Source organism: Saccharopolyspora sp. NPDC045941 (genome assembly GCF_056431445.1).
This window is the reverse complement of sequence record NZ_JBWKKU010000031.1, coordinates 17,068-37,265: the sequence shown is the minus strand read 5'-3', so window position 1 is coordinate 37,265 and position 20,198 is coordinate 17,068. Positions and strand designations below refer to the sequence as shown.

At 71.1% G+C, this 20,198-nt stretch carries 21 protein-coding genes; 15 read left to right on the top strand and 6 right to left on the bottom strand.

All coding sequences use genetic code 11. The annotated features are described in order from the left end of the window. Positions 1-9: 9 nt before the first annotated feature. Entirely contained in the window at positions 10-1,650 is a 1,641-nt protein-coding gene (locus tag AC07FN_RS24380) for a thiamine pyrophosphate-dependent enzyme (protein ID WP_478397699.1), read from the top strand. Between the two features lie 81 nt (positions 1,651-1,731). Further along, positions 1,732-3,267 (top strand): PucR family transcriptional regulator, encoded by a 1,536-nt coding sequence (locus tag AC07FN_RS24375; RefSeq protein WP_478397698.1) that lies wholly within the window; start codon positions 1,732-1,734, stop codon positions 3,265-3,267. 79 nt (positions 3,268-3,346) lie between these two features. Here AC07FN_RS24375 and AC07FN_RS24370 read toward each other — a convergent pair whose 3' ends face one another. Beyond that, positions 3,347-4,570, bottom strand: a complete 1,224-nt coding sequence (locus AC07FN_RS24370) for an MFS transporter (RefSeq protein WP_478397697.1) — start codon at positions 4,568-4,570, stop codon at positions 3,347-3,349. A 147-nt stretch (positions 4,571-4,717) separates the two neighbouring features. On the opposite strand from AC07FN_RS24370, the gene AC07FN_RS24365 reads away from it, so the two are divergent. From AC07FN_RS24365 to AC07FN_RS24315, 11 genes are all read left to right on the top strand, one after another. Beyond that, positions 4,718-5,338 carry an L-threonylcarbamoyladenylate synthase gene (locus AC07FN_RS24365; RefSeq protein ID WP_478397696.1) on the top strand — a complete coding sequence of 207 codons (621 nt, stop codon included), beginning with the start codon at positions 4,718-4,720 and terminating at the stop codon, positions 5,336-5,338. A 188-nt stretch (positions 5,339-5,526) separates the two neighbouring features. Continuing rightward, a complete protein-coding gene (locus AC07FN_RS24360; protein WP_478397695.1) occupies positions 5,527-6,150 on the top strand; it encodes a VOC family protein in 624 nt (207 codons plus the stop codon). 40 nt (positions 6,151-6,190) lie between these two features. Next, on the top strand, positions 6,191-7,219 hold the full coding sequence (locus AC07FN_RS24355; protein WP_478397694.1) for a zinc-binding dehydrogenase: 1,029 nt from the start codon (positions 6,191-6,193) through the stop codon (positions 7,217-7,219). Next, positions 7,204-7,632: a PaaI family thioesterase gene (locus AC07FN_RS24350; protein ID WP_478397693.1), complete on the top strand. Its 429-nt coding sequence runs from the start codon at positions 7,204-7,206 to the stop codon at positions 7,630-7,632. Before AC07FN_RS24355 ends, AC07FN_RS24350 begins: the two co-directional genes overlap by 16 nt. A gap of 8 nt (positions 7,633-7,640) precedes the next feature. After that, the gene (locus tag AC07FN_RS24345; RefSeq protein ID WP_478397692.1) at positions 7,641-9,152 is read left to right on the top strand and encodes a class I adenylate-forming enzyme family protein; all 1,512 of its coding nucleotides are present in this window, start codon (positions 7,641-7,643) and stop codon (positions 9,150-9,152) included. Beyond that, positions 9,149-9,868, top strand: coding sequence for a GntR family transcriptional regulator (locus tag AC07FN_RS24340; RefSeq protein WP_478397691.1), 720 nt, complete (start codon positions 9,149-9,151; stop codon positions 9,866-9,868). The genes AC07FN_RS24345 and AC07FN_RS24340 overlap by 4 nt, the downstream gene beginning before the upstream one ends. Beyond that, the gene (locus AC07FN_RS24335; RefSeq protein WP_478397690.1) at positions 9,865-10,656 is read left to right on the top strand and encodes an ABC transporter permease; all 792 of its coding nucleotides are present in this window, start codon (positions 9,865-9,867) and stop codon (positions 10,654-10,656) included. The genes AC07FN_RS24340 and AC07FN_RS24335 overlap by 4 nt, the downstream gene beginning before the upstream one ends. Next, positions 10,653-11,420, top strand: coding sequence for an ABC transporter permease (locus tag AC07FN_RS24330; protein ID WP_452617218.1), 768 nt, complete (start codon positions 10,653-10,655; stop codon positions 11,418-11,420). The genes AC07FN_RS24335 and AC07FN_RS24330 overlap by 4 nt, the downstream gene beginning before the upstream one ends. Before the next feature lie 34 nt (positions 11,421-11,454). Beyond that, a complete protein-coding gene (locus AC07FN_RS24325) occupies positions 11,455-12,243 on the top strand; it encodes an ABC transporter ATP-binding protein (RefSeq protein ID WP_478397689.1) in 789 nt (262 codons plus the stop codon). A gap of 13 nt (positions 12,244-12,256) precedes the next feature. Further along, a complete protein-coding gene (locus AC07FN_RS24320; RefSeq protein WP_452617220.1) occupies positions 12,257-13,234 on the top strand; it encodes an ABC transporter substrate-binding protein in 978 nt (325 codons plus the stop codon). 238 nt (positions 13,235-13,472) lie between these two features. Further along, positions 13,473-13,676, top strand: coding sequence for a cold-shock protein (locus AC07FN_RS24315; RefSeq protein WP_168588610.1), 204 nt, complete (start codon positions 13,473-13,475; stop codon positions 13,674-13,676). A 92-nt stretch (positions 13,677-13,768) separates the two neighbouring features. Here AC07FN_RS24315 and AC07FN_RS24310 read toward each other — a convergent pair whose 3' ends face one another. From AC07FN_RS24310 to AC07FN_RS24295, 4 genes are all read right to left on the bottom strand, one after another. Next, positions 13,769-15,199 carry an MFS transporter gene (locus AC07FN_RS24310; RefSeq protein WP_478397688.1) on the bottom strand — a complete coding sequence of 477 codons (1,431 nt, stop codon included), beginning with the start codon at positions 15,197-15,199 and terminating at the stop codon, positions 13,769-13,771. Between the two features lie 24 nt (positions 15,200-15,223). Beyond that, a complete protein-coding gene (locus AC07FN_RS24305) occupies positions 15,224-15,679 on the bottom strand; it encodes a MarR family winged helix-turn-helix transcriptional regulator (RefSeq protein WP_478397687.1) in 456 nt (151 codons plus the stop codon). A gap of 26 nt (positions 15,680-15,705) precedes the next feature. Next, on the bottom strand, positions 15,706-16,254 hold the full coding sequence (locus tag AC07FN_RS24300; protein WP_478397686.1) for a heme-binding beta-barrel domain-containing protein: 549 nt from the start codon (positions 16,252-16,254) through the stop codon (positions 15,706-15,708). A 70-nt stretch (positions 16,255-16,324) separates the two neighbouring features. After that, positions 16,325-17,251, bottom strand: coding sequence for a TetR/AcrR family transcriptional regulator C-terminal domain-containing protein (locus AC07FN_RS24295; RefSeq protein WP_478397685.1), 927 nt, complete (start codon positions 17,249-17,251; stop codon positions 16,325-16,327). 179 nt (positions 17,252-17,430) lie between these two features. Here AC07FN_RS24295 and AC07FN_RS24290 point away from each other — a divergent pair, with 179 nt between their 5' ends. Together AC07FN_RS24290 and AC07FN_RS24285 are read left to right on the top strand one after the other, a co-directional pair. Then, a complete protein-coding gene (locus tag AC07FN_RS24290) occupies positions 17,431-18,006 on the top strand; it encodes a GNAT family N-acetyltransferase (protein ID WP_478397684.1) in 576 nt (191 codons plus the stop codon). A gap of 1 nt (position 18,007) precedes the next feature. Continuing rightward, complete coding sequence (locus tag AC07FN_RS24285) at positions 18,008-19,168, top strand: C45 family autoproteolytic acyltransferase/hydolase (RefSeq protein ID WP_478397683.1); 1,161 nt, start codon at positions 18,008-18,010, stop codon at positions 19,166-19,168. 2 nt (positions 19,169-19,170) lie between these two features. Here AC07FN_RS24285 and AC07FN_RS24280 read toward each other — a convergent pair whose 3' ends face one another. Then, positions 19,171-20,106: a LysR family transcriptional regulator gene (locus AC07FN_RS24280; protein ID WP_478397682.1), complete on the bottom strand. Its 936-nt coding sequence runs from the start codon at positions 20,104-20,106 to the stop codon at positions 19,171-19,173. Positions 20,107-20,198 lie beyond the last annotated feature (92 nt).

Below are 20,198 nucleotides of genomic sequence, written 5' to 3'. Positions count from 1 at the left end.
GAGCGAACGGTGAACACGGCCCGCAGCGGTGGCGAACTCGTCGTCGCGCAGTTGGAGAAGCACGGCGTCACCACGGCGTTCTGCGTGCCTGGTGAGAGTTACCTGGAGGTGCTCGACGCGCTGCACGACTCGCCGATCAGGCTCGTCGTCTGCCGCCACGAAGGCGGCGCGGCGTACATGGCCGACGCGGACGCAAGGCTCACCGGCGGCGCCGGGGTGTGCCTGGTGACGCGAGGCCCGGGCGCGTCGAACGCCCTCGTCGCCCTGCACACCGCCTGGCAGGACCGGGTACCGCTGCTGCTGTTCGTCGGCCTCATCCCGCGCGGCGAACGCGATCGCGAAGCGTTCCAGGAGTTCGACCTGGCTCGAACGTTCGGCGCATCGGCGAAGTCCGTGCTGACGATCGACCGGGCCGACCGGATCCCCGAGCTGCTCGCGCAGGCCTTCCTCACCGCGCGCAGCGGTCGCCCCGGTCCGGTCGTGGTGGGGCTGCCGGAGGACATGCTCCGCGATGCCGTCGAGGTGGGGGACGGGGAACCGTTCCCGCTGCCGCGAACGGCGATCGGCGCCGACCAGGCGAACTCGGTGGCGGACCTGATCGCCGACGCCCGGCGGCCGCTGGTGGTGCTCGGCGGTTCGCCGTGGGAACCCGGCGCAGCCGCGCTGATCCGGCAGTGGGCCGAGAGCTGGGAGCTGCCGGTGGTCACGGACTTCCGGCACCAGGACCTCCTGGACAACGAATCGGCCTCCTACGCGGGGTTCCTGGGCTTCGGCCGCGACGAGGAAGCCGCTCGCGCACTCGCCGACGCGGACGTCGTGATCGCGGTCGGCACCCCGCTCGGCGACGTGGCCTCGGACGGCTGGTCGCTGGTGCGGCCGGACGCCGCGGTCGTGTCGGTGTTGCCGGACCCGGAAGGGCATGCCGCGATCCACCGGCCGCGGTACCGGTTCCTCGCCACCCCGGCGGCCTTCGCCGGGGCCATGGCCGCGACGTCGCCGCCCGACGAGCGCCCGTGGGCCGCGCGCACGCGCGAGTTGCGGGAACGCTTCGAGTGGTATCGCACGCCGCAACCGGTCGGTGATCGACTGGACCTCGGAATCGCCATGGCGGAGCTGCAAAAACGCCTGCCGGCCGACGCCGTCGTAACGTTCGGTGCGGGCAACCACGCCCTGTGGGCGCAGCGCTACCTGTCCTACCGCACCTATCCCGCGCAGCTGGCGCCGCGCAACGGCTCGATGGGCTACGGTGTCCCGGCGGCGGTGGCCGCAGCCATCCGGCATCCGCGGCGGCGGGTCGTGTCGGTGGCCGGAGACGGCTGCTTCCTCATGAACGGCCAGGAGTTCGCCACGGCCGTCGCCGAGGGCGCTGCGCCGGTGATCCTCGTGGTCAGCAACGGCATGTACGGCACGATCCGCCAGCACCAGGCGCTGCGGCATCCCGGCCGGGAATCTGGAACGCGCCTGGTGAACCCCGACTTCGCCGCATACGCCCGAGCCTTCGGTGGGCACGGCGAACTGGTCGAGGAAACCGGGCAGGTCGGTCCGGCGCTGGACCGCGCCTTCGCCGCCGGCCTCCCGGCCATCGTCGAGCTGCGCATCGACGGCGCCCGGATCACCCCGGAAACCACGCTCGACGACCTGCGGAAATGACCGGCTGCTCGGCGATCCCGGATGGCGCAAGCGTGATCCGGTGGTTGCCTGAACGCCATCCGCCATGTGCAGGATGGGCGGGTGAGGATCCTGCCCGATGACGGCCCGCTGCGCCTCGCGGACCTGCTCGCCGAGGCGGGGCTGGGACTGCGGCTGCTGACCGCGGCCGACACCGGCCCCGCCCGCCAGATCGACGGCGCGCACGCAATCGAGATCGCCAACCCGTCGCGGTGGGTGCCGCCGCACTGGCTGCTGCTGACGACCGGCATGCGCATCCAGCGCAAGCCGGCGGAGCAGCGGGCGCTGGTCCGGGAGCTCGCGGGGTCCGACATCGCCGCGCTCGGCTACGCGACCGGCATCGTCACGCGGCGGGTCCCGGCGGCACTGCTGGACGAGGCGGACCGGCTGGGGTTCCCGGTGATCGAGGTGCCGCTGGAGACGCCGCACCGGGATGTGATCGGCTTCGTGCAGCAGAGGGTGCTGAGCTCCTCCCCGGAACTGCTGCAACGGGTGCTGCAAACCCAGGAATATCTGATGGGCGTGGCGGAAGACGACCCGCTCGCGCACGCCGAAGCCCCCGAGATCGCGCTGCTGCGGCGGCTGCAACCGCTGGTGGGCACCGAGGTGATCCTGCTGCGCACCGATGGCCGCCCCAACTGGCCGGAAGACCACCTGCACGCCAGAGAGCTGCGCGAGGCCCTGCACGCGCGGCCGGCCGACGGCCCGGCGGAAGTCGGCGTCGGCGACCTGCGCTACCTCGCGCTGCCGGTGCGAACCGGGCCCTACATGTTCGGCTGGCTGGTCCGGGAGGCCCGGGACGGGGACGGGGCGCAGCTCCTGCCGGTGTTGCGCTCGGCGGCTCAACTGCTGGGCGTGATGTACGTGGCTCGCGAGCACGAACCCGCGGAACTCCGCGCACAGCGCCGGCATCTGCTCGAAAGTGCGCTTTTCCACGGGGCTACCGCGAACGGCGACGGAGACCTGGACAGGCGGGCCCGCATCGTCGGCTTCGACTTCGCCTCGGACTGCCGCGTGCTGCTCTACCGGCCGGCCGGGAACCGCTCCGCGCTGGGCCAGGTGGAGGCGGCGCTGAACGCGGCCCGGATGCCGTTCCTGGCCACCGCGCGCGGTGCCGATGTCGTCGTTTTCGCCCAGGGCGAGCGAGAAACCTTGGTCGGTTCGGTCGAATCGCTGCCGTCGGGGCAGGTCGGCGTCGGCCGCGCGGTGCGCTCGCTGGTGCGGGCGAAGGAGTCGCTGGCCGACGCCGAGTTCGTGCTCGGCCGGATGACCGCGGCGCCCGGCAAGCTGACTGTCGCGGACTTCTCGGACCTGTCCCTGGCGAACTGGCTGATCGCCCGGCTGCCGAGCGCCGAGATCGCGGAGAAGTCGGGCGATTTCCTGGCCGGGCTGCGGGAGCAACCGCTGCTGTTCGAAACGGTCGTCGCCTACCTGGGCGCGGACCTCGACACGACGGCCACGGCGGAGGCCTTGCACCTGCACCCGAACTCGGTGCGCTACCGGCTCACCCGGGCCGAGCACGCGCTGGGTGCGCCGCTGCGCCGTCCGGAGACGATCGCCGGCCTGCACGCCGCGCTGCTGTCCGAGGGCCTGCTCTGATCTTCGGTTTCGGCCGCGCCGGCCACTGGTCGAATGGTCGGCGAACCCGGCTGCTTCGAGGACCTCGCAGCGAAGGCCGCTAGTCGGCCTCGGGCCAAGGCACGCGCATCGCGAAGTGCAGCCACGTCGCCAGCACCACCAGGGCTGCCGTCGCCCCGCCGAGCGCCATGACCGTCGACGGGGAGGTCCGGTCCAGGATGACGCCGCCGACCAAGGCTCCCGCGGAGAAGGTCGCCTGGAACGACGCGGTGAACAGCACCGACGCCGCTTCCGGCGCGTGCGGGGCGGACTTCGCGAACCACGTCTGAGAGGCGACCGGCACGGCGCCGTAGGCGATGCCCCAGACGACGAGCAGCCCAACCGCACCGATGCCGGACCGGCCGAGCACCGGCAGCAGCAGGGTCGCCCCGGCGATCATGCCTGCGGCGATCCCGAATGCGGCGTGCGGACGACGCGCCACGAGCGCTCCTCCGGCGAAGTTCCCGACAATCCCGGCGACTCCGTATGTCAGCAGAAAGGCCGTGATCAGCCCCGGGCCGATGTGGGTGACTTGTTCGAGGAACGGGGTCACGTAGGTGTAAGCGCCGAAGTGGGCGAGCACGACCAGGAACGTCAGCAGTAGCGCGAAGCGGGTGTTGCCGCTGCGGAACATCCCGCGAAGCACGCTCAGGCGGGTGACCTGAACCGGAGGCATCGCGGGAACGACCGCGAGCAGCATGGCGAACACCACCGCCGCCAGCGCGCCCATCACGGCGAAAGCCGCCCGCCAGCCCGCGAGATCCCCGATGAACGTGCCCACGGGCACCCCGAGCACGGATCCAAGGGGTACCGCGGAGAAGATCACCGCGGTCGCCCGGCCGACCGACTCCGCGCGCACCAGCCGCCCGGCCAGGCCGGCCGCGATCGACCAGAAACCACCGATGGTGATCCCCACCAGCACCCGCGAGACCAGGACGAGCCAGTAGTCCGGCGCGACCGCGGCCAGGAAGCTCGCCAGCGCCAGCAGCGCCATGAAGCCGCTGAGCATCAGCCGGCGGTCGATGCGCGCGGTCGCCACCGTGACCAGCGGGGCGGAGATCGCCGCGAGGAAGCCCGGCATGGTCATCATCAGCCCCGCCATCCCGTCCGAGATCGCGAAGTCGGCGCCGATCGACGTCAGCAGCCCGATCGGCAGGATCTCGATGGTGACGATGGAGAAGATCCCCAGCATCACGGCGATCACGCCGAGCCAACCGAGCAACGACGATCGCGTTGGTGCTGCGGGGGTTCCGGTCGCAGCGGTGATTGTGGACAACGGTTCCATGCGCACCAGTGCAGCAACGACCGGGGCCGGGATCTGGCAGGTTTGAGACCTCACCGTGGCCGACCACGTCGACGTCGCATTCCTGCCGGTCGGACGAATCCACCACGCCATTGAGCTCGGACTTGCGGGTCGACCTAAGCTCTGAGCATGGCGAAGTACTTCGACGTGCATCCGGAGAACCCGCAGCGGCGCGCGATCGGGCAGGTGGTGGACATCGTCCGCGACAACGGCCTCATCGCGTACCCGACGGACTCGTGCTTCGCGCTCGGCGCCCAGCTCGGCAACAAGGACGGCATAGACCGGATCCGGTCCATCCGGCACCTCGACGACCGGCACCACTTCACCCTGGTGTGCCAGAACTTCGCGCAGCTCGGCCAGTTCGTGATCATCAACAACGCGGTGTTCCGCGCCATCAAGGCGTCGACGCCGGGCAGCTACACGTTCATCCTGCCCGCCACCAAGGAAGTGCCGCGCAGGCTGATGCACCCGAAGAAGAAGACCGTCGGCGTGCGCATCCCGGACCACGTCGTGGTGCAGGCGCTGCTGGCCGAGCTCGGCGAGCCGATGCTGTCCAGCACGCTGCTGCTGCCCGGCGAGGAGGAGCCGATGACGCAGGGCTGGCAGATCAAGGACGAGCTCGACCACGTCCTGGACGCCGTGATCGACTCCGGCGAGTGCGGCACCGAACCCACCACGGTGATCGACTTCTCCGGCCCGGAGCCGGAAATCGTCCGCCACGGCGCCGGCGACACCTCGCGCTTCGAGTAACGCGCCGGGCACTCCCCGCAAGCGGCTCCCACCATCTGGTGGGGGCCGTTTTTCGTTGCCCTGAACAGCAGGAACGCTCGCGCGCGACATCGCGGACGTTCACATGGTGGAACGTATACACAAATCTTTGACGTGTACACATTCCCGGCAGAGGATGCACGCAACGCATCCGGACGGAGGACGAACCGATGGGCGAAGCGGAGACACCGGCGATCCCGCCGAGACTGGACCACGTCGTGATCGCCACGCCGGCACTGGACGAGACGGTCGCCGAGTTCACCGCCCGCACCGGCGTGCGGCCCGCCGCGGGCGGCGCCCACCCGGACCGCGGCACCCGCAACTACCTGGTCTCCTTCGGCGGCGACAGCTACCTGGAGATCATCGGGCCGGACCCCGACCGCACCGTCGGCGACGACGCCCTCACCTTCGGGCTGGCGGCGCTGCGCGAACCCCGCGTCGCCGCCTGGGCGGTGCACCCGGCCGACATCGACGAGGCCGCGGCGCACATCGGCCCGGTCGGCCCGGGACAGCGCCGCACCACCACCGGCGAGCTGCTCGAATGGCGCCTCTCCGAACCGCCGAACGGGCTGCCCGACGGCGTCGTCCCGTTCCTCATCGACTGGGGCACCACGACCTCGCCGGCCGTCGGACCGCCGGAGGTGGAGCTGGTGTCGTTCACCGGTAGCCACCCGGATCCCGACGGCGTGCGCCCCGTGCTGGCGGCGATCGGCACCTCGCTGCGGCTGGCCACCGGCCCAGCCGGGCTCGCCCTCACCCTCTCCGGCGAGCACGGGCTCGTCGAATTCCGCTGAACCGCACCGAAAACCGAACACCGATGGGAAAGCACCACCGATGACCGACACGATGCGCGCGCTGGTCCTGGAAGGACACGGCGACCTCGATCAGCTCCGCCTGCGCGACGACCACCCGAAGCCCACCGCCACCCCCGGTCACGTCGTGATCAAGGTGCGGGCGACGTCGTTCAACTACCACGACATCTTCACCACCCGCGGCATGCCGGGCATCAAGATCCCGTTCCCGGTGGTCATCGGCCTGGACCTGGCGGGCGACGTCGCCGAGCTCGGCGAGGGCGTGACCGGCTGGTCCGTCGGCGACCGCGTGCTGGTGCACCCGATCCACCCGGATCGGGGCCTGATGGGCGAGACCCTCGACGGCGGCCTCGCGCAGTACGCGCTGGTTTCCGCCGAGCAGCTGATCCCGTTGCCCGACGAGGTCGAGTACGCCCAGGCCGCGGCGCTGCCGGTGGCCTACGGCACCGCGCACCGGATGATCGTCGCGAAGGAGACCGTCAAGGCCGGCGACAAGGTGCTGATCCTCGGCGCCTCCGGCGGCGTCGGCACCGCCTCGGTGATCCTCTGCAAGAAGCTCGGCGCGCACGTGATCGCCGCCGTCGGCGACGACGAGAAGGGCGCGAAGCTCAAGGAGATCGGCGCCGACGAGGTCGTCAACTACAAGACCGAGAGCTTCCTGGACTACGTCAAGGAGCACCACGGCAAGCCGCAGCGCTACAGCTACGACACCGGCGTCGACGTGGTGATCAACTACACCGGCGGCGACACCTGGGCGCCGACGCTGCGCTGCGTGAAGCTCGGCGGCAAGATCCTGGTCTGCGGCGCCACGGCGGGCTACGACCCGACCGAGGACCTGCGCTACATCTGGACCTTCGAGCTCCAGGTGATCGGCTCCAACGGCTTCACCGGCGACGACTTCCGCGCCCTGCTCGACGGCGTCGCGGCCGGCGACTACGAGCCGCTGATCGACCAGGTCCTGCCGCTGTCCCGGGCCCGCGAGGGGCTGGCCCGGCTGGAAGACCGCAAGTTCATCGGCAAGATCGTCGTCGACCCGTGGGGCGACGAGTGATGGCCGGGCTGACCGCCTCCGAAGTCGAGGAACTGCTGCGGGCCGCGCCCTACCACCAGTGGCTGGACCTGCGGGTCGTCGAGCTGACCAAGGACCGCATCGAACTCACCGCTCGCTGGCGCGAGGAGTGGGTCGGCAACCACGAAACCCGCGCCACGCACGGCGGGATCCTGGCCTCGCTGCTGGACCTCGCCGCCGACTGGGCGCTCACCGGCACCATCGGCCGCGGCGTGCCCACAGTGGACCTGACCGTCAACTACCTGCGCGCGGCGCTGCCGGGCGACCTGCGGGTGATCGGCCGCCTGATCCGGCCCGGCAGGCAGGTGTCGGTGGCCGAGGCAGAGGTGCTCGACCAGGACGGCCGGACCGTCGCCATCGGGCGGGGCACCTTCCTGTCCGCCGCGGCGCAGTGAGGAAGAGCATGAGCAACTTCGACTACCGCAACCAGGGCGACGTCGTCACCGCGGACCGACCGGACGCGCCGGCCATCATCGCCGTGACCGGGTCCGGCGCCCGCCGGCTGACCTACCGCGAGTTCGACGCGGCCGTCGACGCGGTCGCCGCCTGGACCTCGGGCCAGGGCCTGAGCCGCGGCGATGCGGTGGGCATCATCGGCGAGAACACCCCGGAGTGGCTGGTGGCGTTCTACGCCTTGCAGCGCGCCGGGTTCGTGCCGGTGCCGGTCAGCTACAAGCTGCCCAGCGACGGCGTCGCGTACGTGCTGGAGAACGCCGGTGCGAAGGCGGTTTTCGCCGATGCGCGCGGCGGCGAGCTCGTCGCGGGCAGCGGCGTCCGGGTGCGGGAGCTCGACGGTCTGATCGAGCGGACACCCTGCGGCGGCGGGAAGTTCGCCTCGGTCGTGCCTGATCCCGAAGACCCGGCGATGATCCTCTACACCTCGGGTTCCACGGGCCGCCCGAAGGGCGTCGTGCTGTCCCAGCGCAGCCACCTGTGGGTGCTGGGCCTGCGGGCGAGCACGCCCGGCCCCGCCGACGCCCGCTACCTGGTCGCCGCGCCGCTGTACCACATGAACGCCCTGGCCAACTGCCAGCAGGCGTTCGGCGTCGGCGCGACCGTGGTACTGCTGCCCAAGTTCTCCGCGCGGCAGTTCCTCCAGGCGGTGGGGGAGCACCGGGTGACCCGGGTGACCGGCGTTCCGCCGATGTTCGCGCTGCTGCTCCGCGAGGACGACCTCGTGGCCACCGTGGACACCAGCAGCGTCATCGACGTGTTCATGGGCTCCGCGCCCGCATCGCAGGCCCTGTTCCACGACGTCCGCGCCCTGTTCCCGCTCGCCGAACTGCACTTCGGCTACGGGACGACGGAATCCGGCCCGGTGGCCTTCACCGATCACCCGGGCGGCCTGCCCACCCCCGACGGCTCGGTCGGCGTGGCCGACCCCGACGTCGAGCTGCGGCTGGTGGATTCCGCCGGCGCGACCGCCGTCGGCGAGGGCGTGCTGGAGATCCGCTGCCCGGCGCTGATGACCGGCTACCACCGGCGGCCCGACCTGCCCAGCCCGGTGACCGCGGACGGCTTCTACCACACCAGGGACGTCTTCCGCGTTGACGAGAACGGGTTCTACTTCTTCACCGGCCGCGAGGACGACATGTTCGCCAGCGGCGGCGAGAACGTCTACCCGGCGGCGGTGGAGGAGATCCTCGAATCGCACCCGGCCGTCCGCCAGGCCGCGGTGATCGGGGTGCCCGACGAGATCAAGGGCCACAAGCCGGTCGCGTTCGTCAGCCTCCGCCCGTCCGCCCAGGCCGGCCCCGACGAGCTGCGGAAGCACGTGCTGGACAACGCCGAGCCGTACGCGCACCCGCGCCAGGTCTGGATCGTCGACGAGCTGCCGCTGTCGTCGACCAACAAGATCGACCGCAACGTGCTCGCGCGCCGCGCGGCGGAACTGCTCGGAGGTGTGGCGACGTGAGCACCGCCGACGCGGCCGCCGAGCAGTACGCGAACCTCCGCAGGCTGATCCTGGAGCAGCAGCTCAAGCCGGGCACCGTGCTGCTGGAAACCGCGCTGGCGGCCCGTTTCGGCGTGTCCCGCACGCCGGTCCGGGAGGCGCTGGCGCGACTGGCCCAGGAAGGCCTGATCACCAAGCAGAAGCGCGGCTACGTCGTGGACGAGCTGAGCCCGGAGGAGATCATCGAGGTCTTCGACGTGCGCATCCTGCTGGAGTGCGCCGCCGTGGAGAAGGCCGCCACCGACTGCGACGACTTCCGGCTCGCCCACCTGGAACAGCTCACCGAGCAGCTCGACGAGCTCATCGCGGCGCTGCGGACCGCGATCGACACCGGCGACACCGCGACGCAGGCCGCCACCGGCGAGGCGATCCTCGCCGCGAACGTGCGCTGGCACGAGGCGCTGCGCGCCGGCAGCCGCAACCGGACGCTGATCCGGATGATCAACCAGCTGATGGACGTTCAGAAGATCTACAACCCGCTGATGAAGGTCCAGGACCTGGCGGAGATCTCCAAGGGCCAGCAGCAGCACCACGAGCTGGTGGCCGCGCTGCGCGACCGAGACCCGGCCCGGGCCCGCGAGATCATGGCCGACCACCTCACCAGGGTGCGGCAGATCCGGGTGGCCGAGTTCGCCCGCAGCCTGCATTCCGCGGAACAGCGCGGGAGCTCGTCATGACCGCCGTGCACACCGCCCGGCCCACCCGGCCGGGCCGGCAGCTGGCAGCGGGCACCGTCGTGGTCCTGCTGGTGCTGGAGGAGGTCCTCACCCGCACCGGCGTGCTCCCGGCGGACTACTTCCCGCCGGTCAGCCAGATCGTCGCGGCGCTGCTGCCGGAACTGGCCGGGGCGCAGCTGTGGCTCCAGCTCGGCCAGACGCTGCAGGGCTGGTTCGTGGCGCTGGTGCTGGCGACCGTCCTGGCGGTCCCGACCGGGCTGCTGCTGGGCACGGTGTGGTGGGTGCGGGCCCTGACCCGGCCGGTCGTGGAGTTCCTCCGCCCGGTCCCGTCGGTGGCGCTGATCCCGCTGGTCGTGCTCGCGCTGGGCACCGGCAAGCAGAGCGAGCTGTTCCTGGCCACGTTCGCGGCGTTCTGGCAGCTGCTGGTGGCCACGACCGCGGGCGCGGGAGCGGTCGACCAGGTCACCGCGGAAACCGCCCGCTGCTACGGGCTGACCAGGTCGCAGACCCTGCGCTGGGTGGCGCTGCCCTCGGCGCTGCCGTACCTGATGACCGGTGTCCGGGTCGCCTCGGCGACCTCGCTGATCCTGGTAGTCACGGCCGAGATCATCATCGGCGTGCCGGGCCTGGGCGCGCAGATCAGCCTCAACCGCGCCGGCGGCTCGCCGGACCTGATGTACGCGTACATCATCGTCACCGGCCTGCTCGGCTGGCTGATCAACATCGCGCTGTCCGCGGGGGAGCGGCGAGTGCTGCACTGGGACGCGGCGAATCGGGGCCCGCGATGAACCGACGAGTCCTGTCCGCACTGCTCGGCGTGGTCGGCGCCGTCGCCACCGTGGCGATCTGGTGGCTGGCCACCGAGAACTCCGCCAGCGTCTACTTCCCGCCGCTGAGCCGGATCCTGGACACCGCCCAGGAGCACTGGCTGTCCGCCGAGGGCCGCGCCGACATCGCCTCCAGCATCGGGAACCTGCTGTCCGGTCTGGTCATCGGTGTCGTCGTGGGCATCGTGGTCGGCGTGGCGCTCGGCCAGGTCCCGCTGCTGCACCGGGCGCTGTCGCCGAGCATCGAGTTCGTCCGCGCCATCCCGGCCACCGCGCTGCTGCCGTTCGCGATGATGCTGTTCGGGCTGGGCACCGAGATGAAGGTGTTCCTGATCGCGCTGGGCTGCGTGTGGCCGGTGCTGCTCAACGCGCTGGACGGCACGCGTTCGCTGGAGCCGACGCTGCGCGACACCGCCAGCGTCTACGGCATCACCGGCGTGCGCCGGCAGCTGAACATCGTGCTGCCCGCGGCCGCGCCGCGCATCGCCAGCGGCATCCGGGTCGCCATCCCGCTGAGCCTGATCCTGACGGTCACCAGCGAGATGGTCGGCAGCCACCAGGGTATCGGGTTCGTCATCGTCGACGCGCAGAACACCTTCCGCATCACCGACATGTGGTCCGGGGTGCTGCTGCTCGGCGTCCTCGGCTTCGCCCTGACCTGGCTGTTCGGCGTGGCCGAGAAACTGCTCCTGCCCTGGGAGAAACGCGCGGAGCGGGCGCGATGAGGCGCGCTCCACTTCGGACACCGGTGAGGATGACATGCTCGAAGTAACCAACATCGCCAAAGAATTCCCCACCCGCACCGGAACCGCGCGGGTCGTCGACGACGTCACCTTCACGGTCGGCGAGCGGGAGTTCTTCACCATCGTCGGCCCGTCCGGCGCGGGCAAGACGACCGTGCTGCGCTGCCTGACCGGGCTGGCCAAGCCCACGGAGGGCACCGTGCGGTTCAACGGCAGGGAGGTCGTGGGCCCGCCGCCGGAGTTCGCGGTGGTGTTCCAGGACTACGCCCGCTCGCTGATGGCGTGGTTCACCGTGCGGCGCAACGTCGAACTGCCGCTGCGCAACCTCGGGCTGTCCGCCGCCGAGCGGCGCGAGCGCGTCGACACCGCGCTCGCGCAGGTCGGCCTTTCCTCGGCGGGCTCGAAGTACCCGTGGCAGCTCTCCGGCGGCATGCAGCAGCGGGTGGCGATCGCCCGCGCGATCGCGTACCGGCCGCAGGTGCTGATCATGGACGAGCCGTTCGCCTCGGTCGACGCGCAGACCCGCGCAGACCTGGAAGACCTCCTGCTGCGGGTGCGCGACGAGACGGACCTGGCGCTGGTGTTCGTCACCCACGACGTGGACGAGGCGGTCTACCTCAGCGACCGGGTGGCGATCCTGAGCCGCTCGCCCAGCCGGATCGACGAGATCGTGCCGATCGACCTGCCCGCGCAGCGGGACCAGATCGGCACCAAGGAACTGCCGGAATTCGCCCGCCTGCGGGCGCACGTGTTCAGCCGGATCAGGGCGATGGTCAACACCGCCGAGCCCACATCCGCGCATTAGGTTGGAGGAGAAAATGCGGGGAATCCCCAGGGTCTTCGCGGCGCTGGTCGCGTTGTTCGCGGTGGCGGCGCTGGCCGCCTGCGGCGGGCCGGAGCTCACCAAGACGGCCGACGGGCGCACCGCGCTGCGGGTCGGCATCATCCCGACCATCGACGCCGCTCCGCTGTACCTCGGCGTCAGCGAAGGCATCTTCGCCAAGCACGGGCTCGACGTGACGGTGCACGTCGCCGACAGCGGGGCCGCGCTGATCCCGGCGACGGTGAAGCAGGAGAACCAGATCGGCTACGCCAACGTGATCAGCGACTTCCAGGCCGCCGAGCAGGGGCTGGACATCAAGCTGGTGCACAACTGCTGCGGCTCCGGCGCGGACCCGGCCAAGGACGTCTCCCAGGTGCTGGTCAAGCCGGACGGCCCGATCCGCGCCGTCGGCGACCTGGCGCACGCCAACATCGCGGTCAACTCGCTGCACAACATCGGCGAGGTGAGCATCAAGATGGCGCTGGAGAAGCGCGGCGTGGACGTCTCCGGCATCCGGTTCACGCCGATGCCGTTCTCGGACATGAACGATGCGCTCAAGCGCGGCGACGTGGACGCGATCTGGCAGGTCGAGCCGAACGTGCAGGCCGCCCTCGCCGCCGGGTTCACCCCGCTGATCTCGAACTTCGTCGAGGCCCGCCCGGAGGCGACGCTGGGCTACTACCTCACCAGCGGCGCGTTCGCGAAGCAGAACCCGCAGGTGGTCCAGGCGTTCTCGGACGCCATGGACGAGGCGAACCGGTTCGCCACCGAGCACCCGGACAAGGCGCGCGAGGCGGTGGTGACCAACCTGAGGTTCAACCCGGAGATCGTCTCGACGGCGAACCTGCCCACCTACCCGCAGGGGCTCGACCGCGCCAGCGCCGCGGAGTACGCCACCTACGCGGTCAAGTACGGGGCCATCGAGAAGGCGCCTGACCTGGACGGACTCTTCTGGGCGGGGCCCGCGAACTGATCATGCGGGCGACGGCGACACGCCCGGGAAAACCAACCCGACACGAACCCCGCCGACCGTGTAGTGTCTACGTCGGTCGTATTTTTCTGGGGTCGTGTTCGCGCACACTCGCAGGATAGTGATGCGAGCGTGCTGCTTTCTGGTTGTAGCTGGAGAAGTCGCCGTTCGAGATCAGCGACCCAGGCGGTTACGAAGTGTGAGCGCCTGTAGTAGTACCGGCTCCCAGAAGGAGAGAGACATGGCACAGGGAACCGTGAAGTGGTTCAACTCGGAAAAGGGCTTCGGCTTCATCGCGCCTGACGACGGCGGTGCGGACGTCTTCGTCCACTACTCGGCGATCGACGCGCGCGGTTTCCGCAGCCTCGACGAGGACCAGAAGGTCACCTACGAGGTCACCCAGGGCCCGAAGGGCCCGCAGGCCAGCGACGTTCGCCTCGTCTGAGTTCGGGTGATCCGGCCGGTACCGGATTCCGGGCCGGCCCCTGAGCTGCACGGAGGCCCCGCACCCCACCAGGTGCGGGGCCTCCGTCCTTTTCAAGCGCGCCGGCGGCGGAGCAGCCCGAACAGCGAGGCGACGAGCAGGAAGCCCGCGAGGATCGCGACCGCCAGGCCCATCCGGTGCAGCCCGGCGTCGTCCGCGTGCACGCCGAGCACCAGCGCCAGGAGCGCGGCGGCGAGGTTCGCGCCGACGTACTGCGAAGTGCGGTAGAGCCCGGACGCCGCGCCCATCCGCTCCGCCGGGGTGGCCGCGTACATCGCGCTCTGGTTGCCCATGCTGTTGAACCCGTTGGGCAGCCCCAGCATCGCGGAGATCACCAGCAGCAGCAGGATCGGCGAGTCGGCGTCCGGCACGGTCAGCAGCAGCCCGCCGACGCACAGCGCGGCGGTTCCGACGATCAGGGCCGCGCGCGGGCCGCGGCGACGCTGCAGCCGGGTCGCCAGCATCGTCGACACGGCGCCGACGGCGGCGATCGGCAGCACCACCAGCCCGGCGCCGACCGGTCCCAGCCCCCGGGTTTCCTCCAGCCACTGCGGCAGGCCGTAGAACACGCAGTAGAACGCCGTGTAGGTCACGATCGTCCGGCCGTAGGTGAACGACAGCCCGCGCCGCGCCAGCAGGCGCATGTCGAGGAACGGATCGTGGGCGCGCAGGCCCCACCAGACCGTCAGCGCGGCGGCCGGGACCGCGACGCCCAGCCACCACCACGCCGGGGTCGCGGTCAGCGACAGCAACCAGAACATCAGCGCCGTGATCGAGACCGCGAACAGCAGCATGCCGACCGGGTCGACCTGGGCGAGGGCCTTCAGCCGGCCGCCGCCCCGCACGGGCGGATCCGCCGGGCCCCACCGCATGATCACCGCGCCGCCGACCAGCGCCAGCGGCACGTTGATCCAGAACACCCCGGCCCAGCCGAAGCCGCCGACGAGCAGCCCGCCGAGGGAGGGGCCGAGCGCGGCGGTGACCTGCGAGCAGATGGCGAGCGCGGCCAGCGCGTTGCCCGGGCGGGAGCGCAGCTGGTCGGCGGCGCGGCGGATCATCGCGACGCCGCACGGGTACTGGGCCGCCGTGCCGATGCCGATCAGGACTCGGCAGACCACCAGCGCCGCGATGTTCGGCGCGAACGGGGCCGCCACCGAGGTGATGCCGACCAGGACGAGCCCGGCGAGGCTGGTGCGGCGCGGGCCGAGCACGTCGGCGATCCGGCCCATCGCCGGGGCGGCGACGGCGGTGGCCAGGTAGAGCGCGGAGACCAGCCAGGTCACCGAGGTGCCCGCGTCGAAGTGGGAGCGGATGCCGACCAGGGCGACCGCGATCATCGACGAGTTGAGCGGCTGCAGGATGGTGCCGAAGGCGATCGGGGTGATGAACCTGCCCGGTAATTCCGGTTCGGGCTTCTCGGGCTGCGGCAGATCTTCAGCCTTGCTGTCTTTTTGTGCGGATGGTTCGGGTGTGGTTCGTGGCATCGGTCATCTCGGCTCGGAGCTGGGTCAGGAGTCGGCGAGGCGGTCCAGCAGCCTGGCGGAGAGCACCAGCAACTCCCGCTCGACATCGGTGAGACCGGTCATGGCCTGGGCCAGCCACGCCTCGCGCCGGCTCCGGTCCTGCAGGACCTGGTGGCGGCCGGCCTCGGTGATCCGGACGATGGCGGCCCGCCGATCGGCCGGGTCGGTGTCGCGCTCGGCCAGCCCGGCATCGATCAGGTGCTGCACGATCCGGGCCATGGACTGCGGGGTGACCCGCTCGGCGGCGGCCAGCGCGCTGGCGGTCGCCGGACCGTCGCGCTCCAGGCGGCCCAGCACCGCCAGGCGCCCCAGGGTGAGCTCGCCGGACTCGCGCTCGGCGCGCAGCCGCCGCGCCAGGCGCATCACGCCCATCCGGACCTCGGTGGCCGCCGCGGCGATCCCGGCGGTGTCGTCGGCGTCGGCGGGATCGTCATGAGTCATGTATTCAGCATAGCTGTGCTTCTCGGTCAGAGGCGCTGCAGCCGGGCTGTGACGTGAGGTGTCATCGGCAGGCCGACCATGGCGCGGCTCTCGGCGTAGTGGAGCGCACCGTCGGCGTCGAGCGCGTAACTGCGCTGCGCGGCCTCGACGTCCTTCGCGGTCGCGGCGCGGACGACGGTGTCGGTGGCGAGTTCCCAGCGCTGCGGGCTCGCGGTGCCGTAGAACAGTTCCAGGATTCCGGTGCAGTGGCTGATCAGCAGCTCCAGGTTCCCGTCGGGTTGCGGCCGCCACCAGCCGGTTTCCCACGCCGCCGGCCGCAGGACGTTGCCCTCGGCGTCGAGCAGCCAGGCTCGCGCCTCGTGGCGCAGGAACGGCCGCCCGTCGTGGGCGATCGTGACCTGCTGCCCGAACCGGTACGGCCCCTCGATGCTCGGGTAGTCGACTTCGCCGGCTCCGCGCCACACGCCGACCAGGTCCTGCAGCGGCGCGCACGCGCCGTGCAGCGGCGGCCCGCTGCGCAGGTCCGTGGTCTCGGCCGGGATGGGCAGCGGAGCGTGCTCACTGGAAGAACCCATGCGGGCAGGGTAGCGGCACGATCAACGCAGGTCCGTCGTCCACTGTGGAATCCGCGGCCGGCCCGATTCGCTAGGGCCGGCGGGCCGGGGCGGTGCCACGCTCCAGGCGGGCCTGCAGGCCGTCGAGGTTTCGGGTCAGCGCGTGCTCGAAGAGGCCGTCGATGTCGTCGACGACCTCGCTGTTCAAGTCTGCGAGCATGGGGAACCGCCCGGTCGCGTACAGCGCCTTCACCTGGTCGTCCAGCGACCGCCACCACTGCTCGGCGCCGACCCCGGTCGCCTCCTCGGCCTCGGCCTCGGATTCCCGGGACAGCGCGAGGCCGCGCACCATCGACGGCAGCGTCAGCGCCTCGCGTGCGATCTCGTCCGGGTCCAGTCCGAGGCCGTCGAGGGCCCGCAGGGTCCATTCGGTGTGCGCCATCGCCTCCGGCACCAGCTGCGGGCGCGTCATGGACACCGCGCTCGCCAGCCAGGGATGCCGCAGGTAGAGCTCCCACTGCGTCCGGCACACGAGTTCGAGCTTCGCCCGCCAGCCGGGCGGGCCCGGTTCCGGCAGCGGCCGTTCGAGGAATGCGGCGCGCATCATCTCGCGCACCAGCTCGTCCTTGCTCGCCACGTGCCGGTAGAGCGACATCGGGCCGACCCCCAGCTCGGCCGCGATCCGGCGCATGGACACCGCTTTCGTCCCTTCGGCATCGGCCGCCGCGACCGCGACGGCGACGATCCGCTGCAGGGTCAGCGGTGGTTCGGCCGGGCGGTCAGGTGGCGGCTGAGGCGGTGCGCTGACGACCGTGCCCGCGCCGCGCCGCGCTTCCACCAGTCCTTCGCGGCGGAGCTCGGCGAGCGCCTTCGTGGCGGTGGCCATGGCCACGCCCCATTCGCGGGTGATCGAGCGGGTGGACGGCACGCGGTCGCCGGGGCGCAGTTCGCCGCGCGCGATGCGATCGCGGATCGCCGAAACGATCCGCAGGTACGGGGGCTCGGTCCCTCTGGTCATCGGCACCTCCGGCGACATCGTAATCGTACTAGTGCACTAGGTTGATGAACTAGTGCACTTTGTTCGGGTAGTTGCAGAAACATGCGTATTTGCAAGGAATTTGATCCCTTTCGAGTATTGTCTGATGGTGTCGGATACGGTGTACCCATGATTGAGTACGGCGTATTGCGGAGGACTTGATGCACGATCCCGAAGCCGTCGTCGGCGCGCTCGTTGCGGCGTTCGACGACGACCCGTTGACGAACTGGCTGTTCCCCGACGCTGAAGATCGGCGAGCGGCCCTGCCCCACGTCTTCGGCCCCGCGGTCGCGGCGTCGATCGAAGCGGGGGAGCTCGCCGTGGCCGGTGATGGCTCGGCGGTGGCGGTCTGGCTGCCGCCGGCGGACCACGATGCGGAGATCGGCGGCGACCGCGAGCTCCCGGCCGCGTTCCTGCCGCACCTCGAACGACTGGAGATCTTCAACAGGCTGGTGCTGGCGCGGCATCCGCGCGGGCGCGCGCACCTGTACCTCCCGTTCCTGGGCGTCCGGCCGCATCGGCGTGGCGAGGGGCTGGGATCCGCGCTGCTGGCCGACCGGCTGGCCCGGGCCGACGCCGAAGGCGTGCCCGCGTACCTGGAGGCGAGTTCGCCCCGCAATCGGCCGCTGTACGAACGCCACGGCTTCCGGGAGCTGGGGGAGCCGGTCGTGCTGCCCGGCGGGCCGGCGGTGTGGCCGATGTGGCGGGACCCGAAGACCGATGAAGAGGAGAACTGACATGAGCGTGACGAGCGAGATCATCGCCGGTGGCGACGACGACTTCATGACGGTGCGGAAGGTGACCGCGGCGGGCGGCCAGCGGGAGATAGGCCGCGCGCTGGCCGCCGAGGCCGCCACTACCTTCGGCTGGGCGCCGGTCCTGGCCGACCCGGTGGTGAACCGGGCGCGACGCACCTGGTTCGAGCGGAACTGGCCGCAGCACCACGAGCGGATGCGCGGCGCGGCCGAGGCGGCCGGCGTCGACCCCGACGACGACCGGGTGTGCCTCGACGGACTGACCGGCGTGCCGAGCGGATCGGCCTGCTCGGTGACCTACCTCCGGCCGTCCGCGACGAAGGAGGGGCGCGGGCTCTTCGGTCGCAACTACGACTTCTTCACCACCAGCGCCGAGGAGATCTTCGCGGCGCTCGGCGGGCCCGAACCGGCCGGGCCGCGACCGCCGATGGCATCCAGGCCGTACGTGCTCAACAGCATCCCGGACGCCGGCCCGACCACGACGGTGCTCACGATGAACGAGCTCGACGGCTGCATGGAGGGCATCAACGAGCACGGGCTCGCGGTGGCCCTGCTGATCGCCGACGCGGAGAACACCACGCCACCGGTCGAGGCGGGCCCGCAAGTCGGGATCTCCTCGGCGCAGCTGCCCAGGTTCGTGCTGGACACCTGTTCCACGGTGGACGAGGCGAAGCAGGCGCTGCTCGGCGCCAAGCAGTACGACCTGGGCGTGCCGCTGCACTACCTGATCGCCGATGCGGCGGGCGGCGCGTTCATCTGGGAACGCGGCGACGCCGGCATCGAGCACATCATCGACATCGACGGCGACGCCCTGTGCCTCACCAACCACCTGGTGCACAAGCAGCAGGCGGGAGAACTGCCGCCGGACAACGAGGAAACGCTGCGGACCTACGGGCGGTACCGGACGCTGGTCGACCGCACCGGCGGCTCGGTGATGTCCGGGGAGCTGCTGCGCGCGACCCTCGACGAGATCGGTTTCGACGCCACCAACGCCGGGCACTACCCGGTCCGGACGCTCTGGCGCACGGTGTTCGACCTCGACGAGCGCACCATGTCGACGCGGTTCTACCTCGGTGACACCGCGACTGGCGGCCTGCGGCACAGCGCCGAGCTGACCTTCGGCCCCGGCCTGTTGGCGGGCTGACCTCAGCTCCGCGCCGCCGGCCCTTCAGTGTCCGATGTGGACGGTTCGCGGCGCAGGGTGTCGCGGACGAGGTCGCGCAGCCAGTCCGTGCCCGGCGCGGCAATGGCCCGCCGGTACGTGTAAAGCGCGACCTCGACCGTGGGAATCTCGAACGGCAGCTCGAAGGTCCGCACCCGCGACGAGCGGGTGAACAGGCCCGCGACGCCGCTGGGCACCGCCGAGAGGTAGCGGGTGCGGGCGAGCAGCTCGGGCAGCACCGCGAAGTGCGGCACTCGCGCCGCGACCTCCCGGCGGTGCCCGAGCCTGGTCAGCTCCTGGTCCGCGTCGACGTGCCCGGCGGCCGGATCCACCACGATGTGCCGTTCCCGCAGGTACTCGTCCAGGGTGGGGCGCTCGCCGATGCGCGGGTGATCGCGGGCGATCAGCCCGACGTAGCGTTCCTGGAACAACCCGTCGCGGCGCAGGTCCGGCGCGTCGATGCGCGGCGTGCAAATGACGGCGTCGGTGCGCCCCTGGCGGAGCTGCTGCGGCGCGGCGGCCATGTCCAGGGGCGTGACCTCGACGGTGCAGCGCGGCGCCTGCTCCTCCAGCCGGGCCAGGATCGGCGGCAGCAGGCTGATCTCGCCCAAGTCGGTCGCGCAGATCCGGAAGGTGCGCACCGACGTGGCCGGGTCGAACCGGCCCGCCCCGGACACCGTCTCGTCGATCACCTCCAGCGCCTGCTGCAGGCGCGGGTACATCCGCTCCGCGATCTCGGTCGGCGCGAGGCCATCGGGGGAGCGGGCGAACAGCTCGTCGGCGAACTGGCGCCGCAGCCGGCGCAGCGCGTGGCTCACCGACGGCTGCGTGATGAACAAGGCCTCGGCGGTCTTCGTCACGCTGCGGGTCTCGTAGAGCAGCACGAAGGTGCGCATCAGGTTCAGGTCCACGTCGACCACGCAGTGAGAATAAGTCCTGTCTATGCCGGGATCAACAGCATTCATTAGGACTATGACCACTGCTTGCCTAGGGTGGCGGGCATCACCGAAAG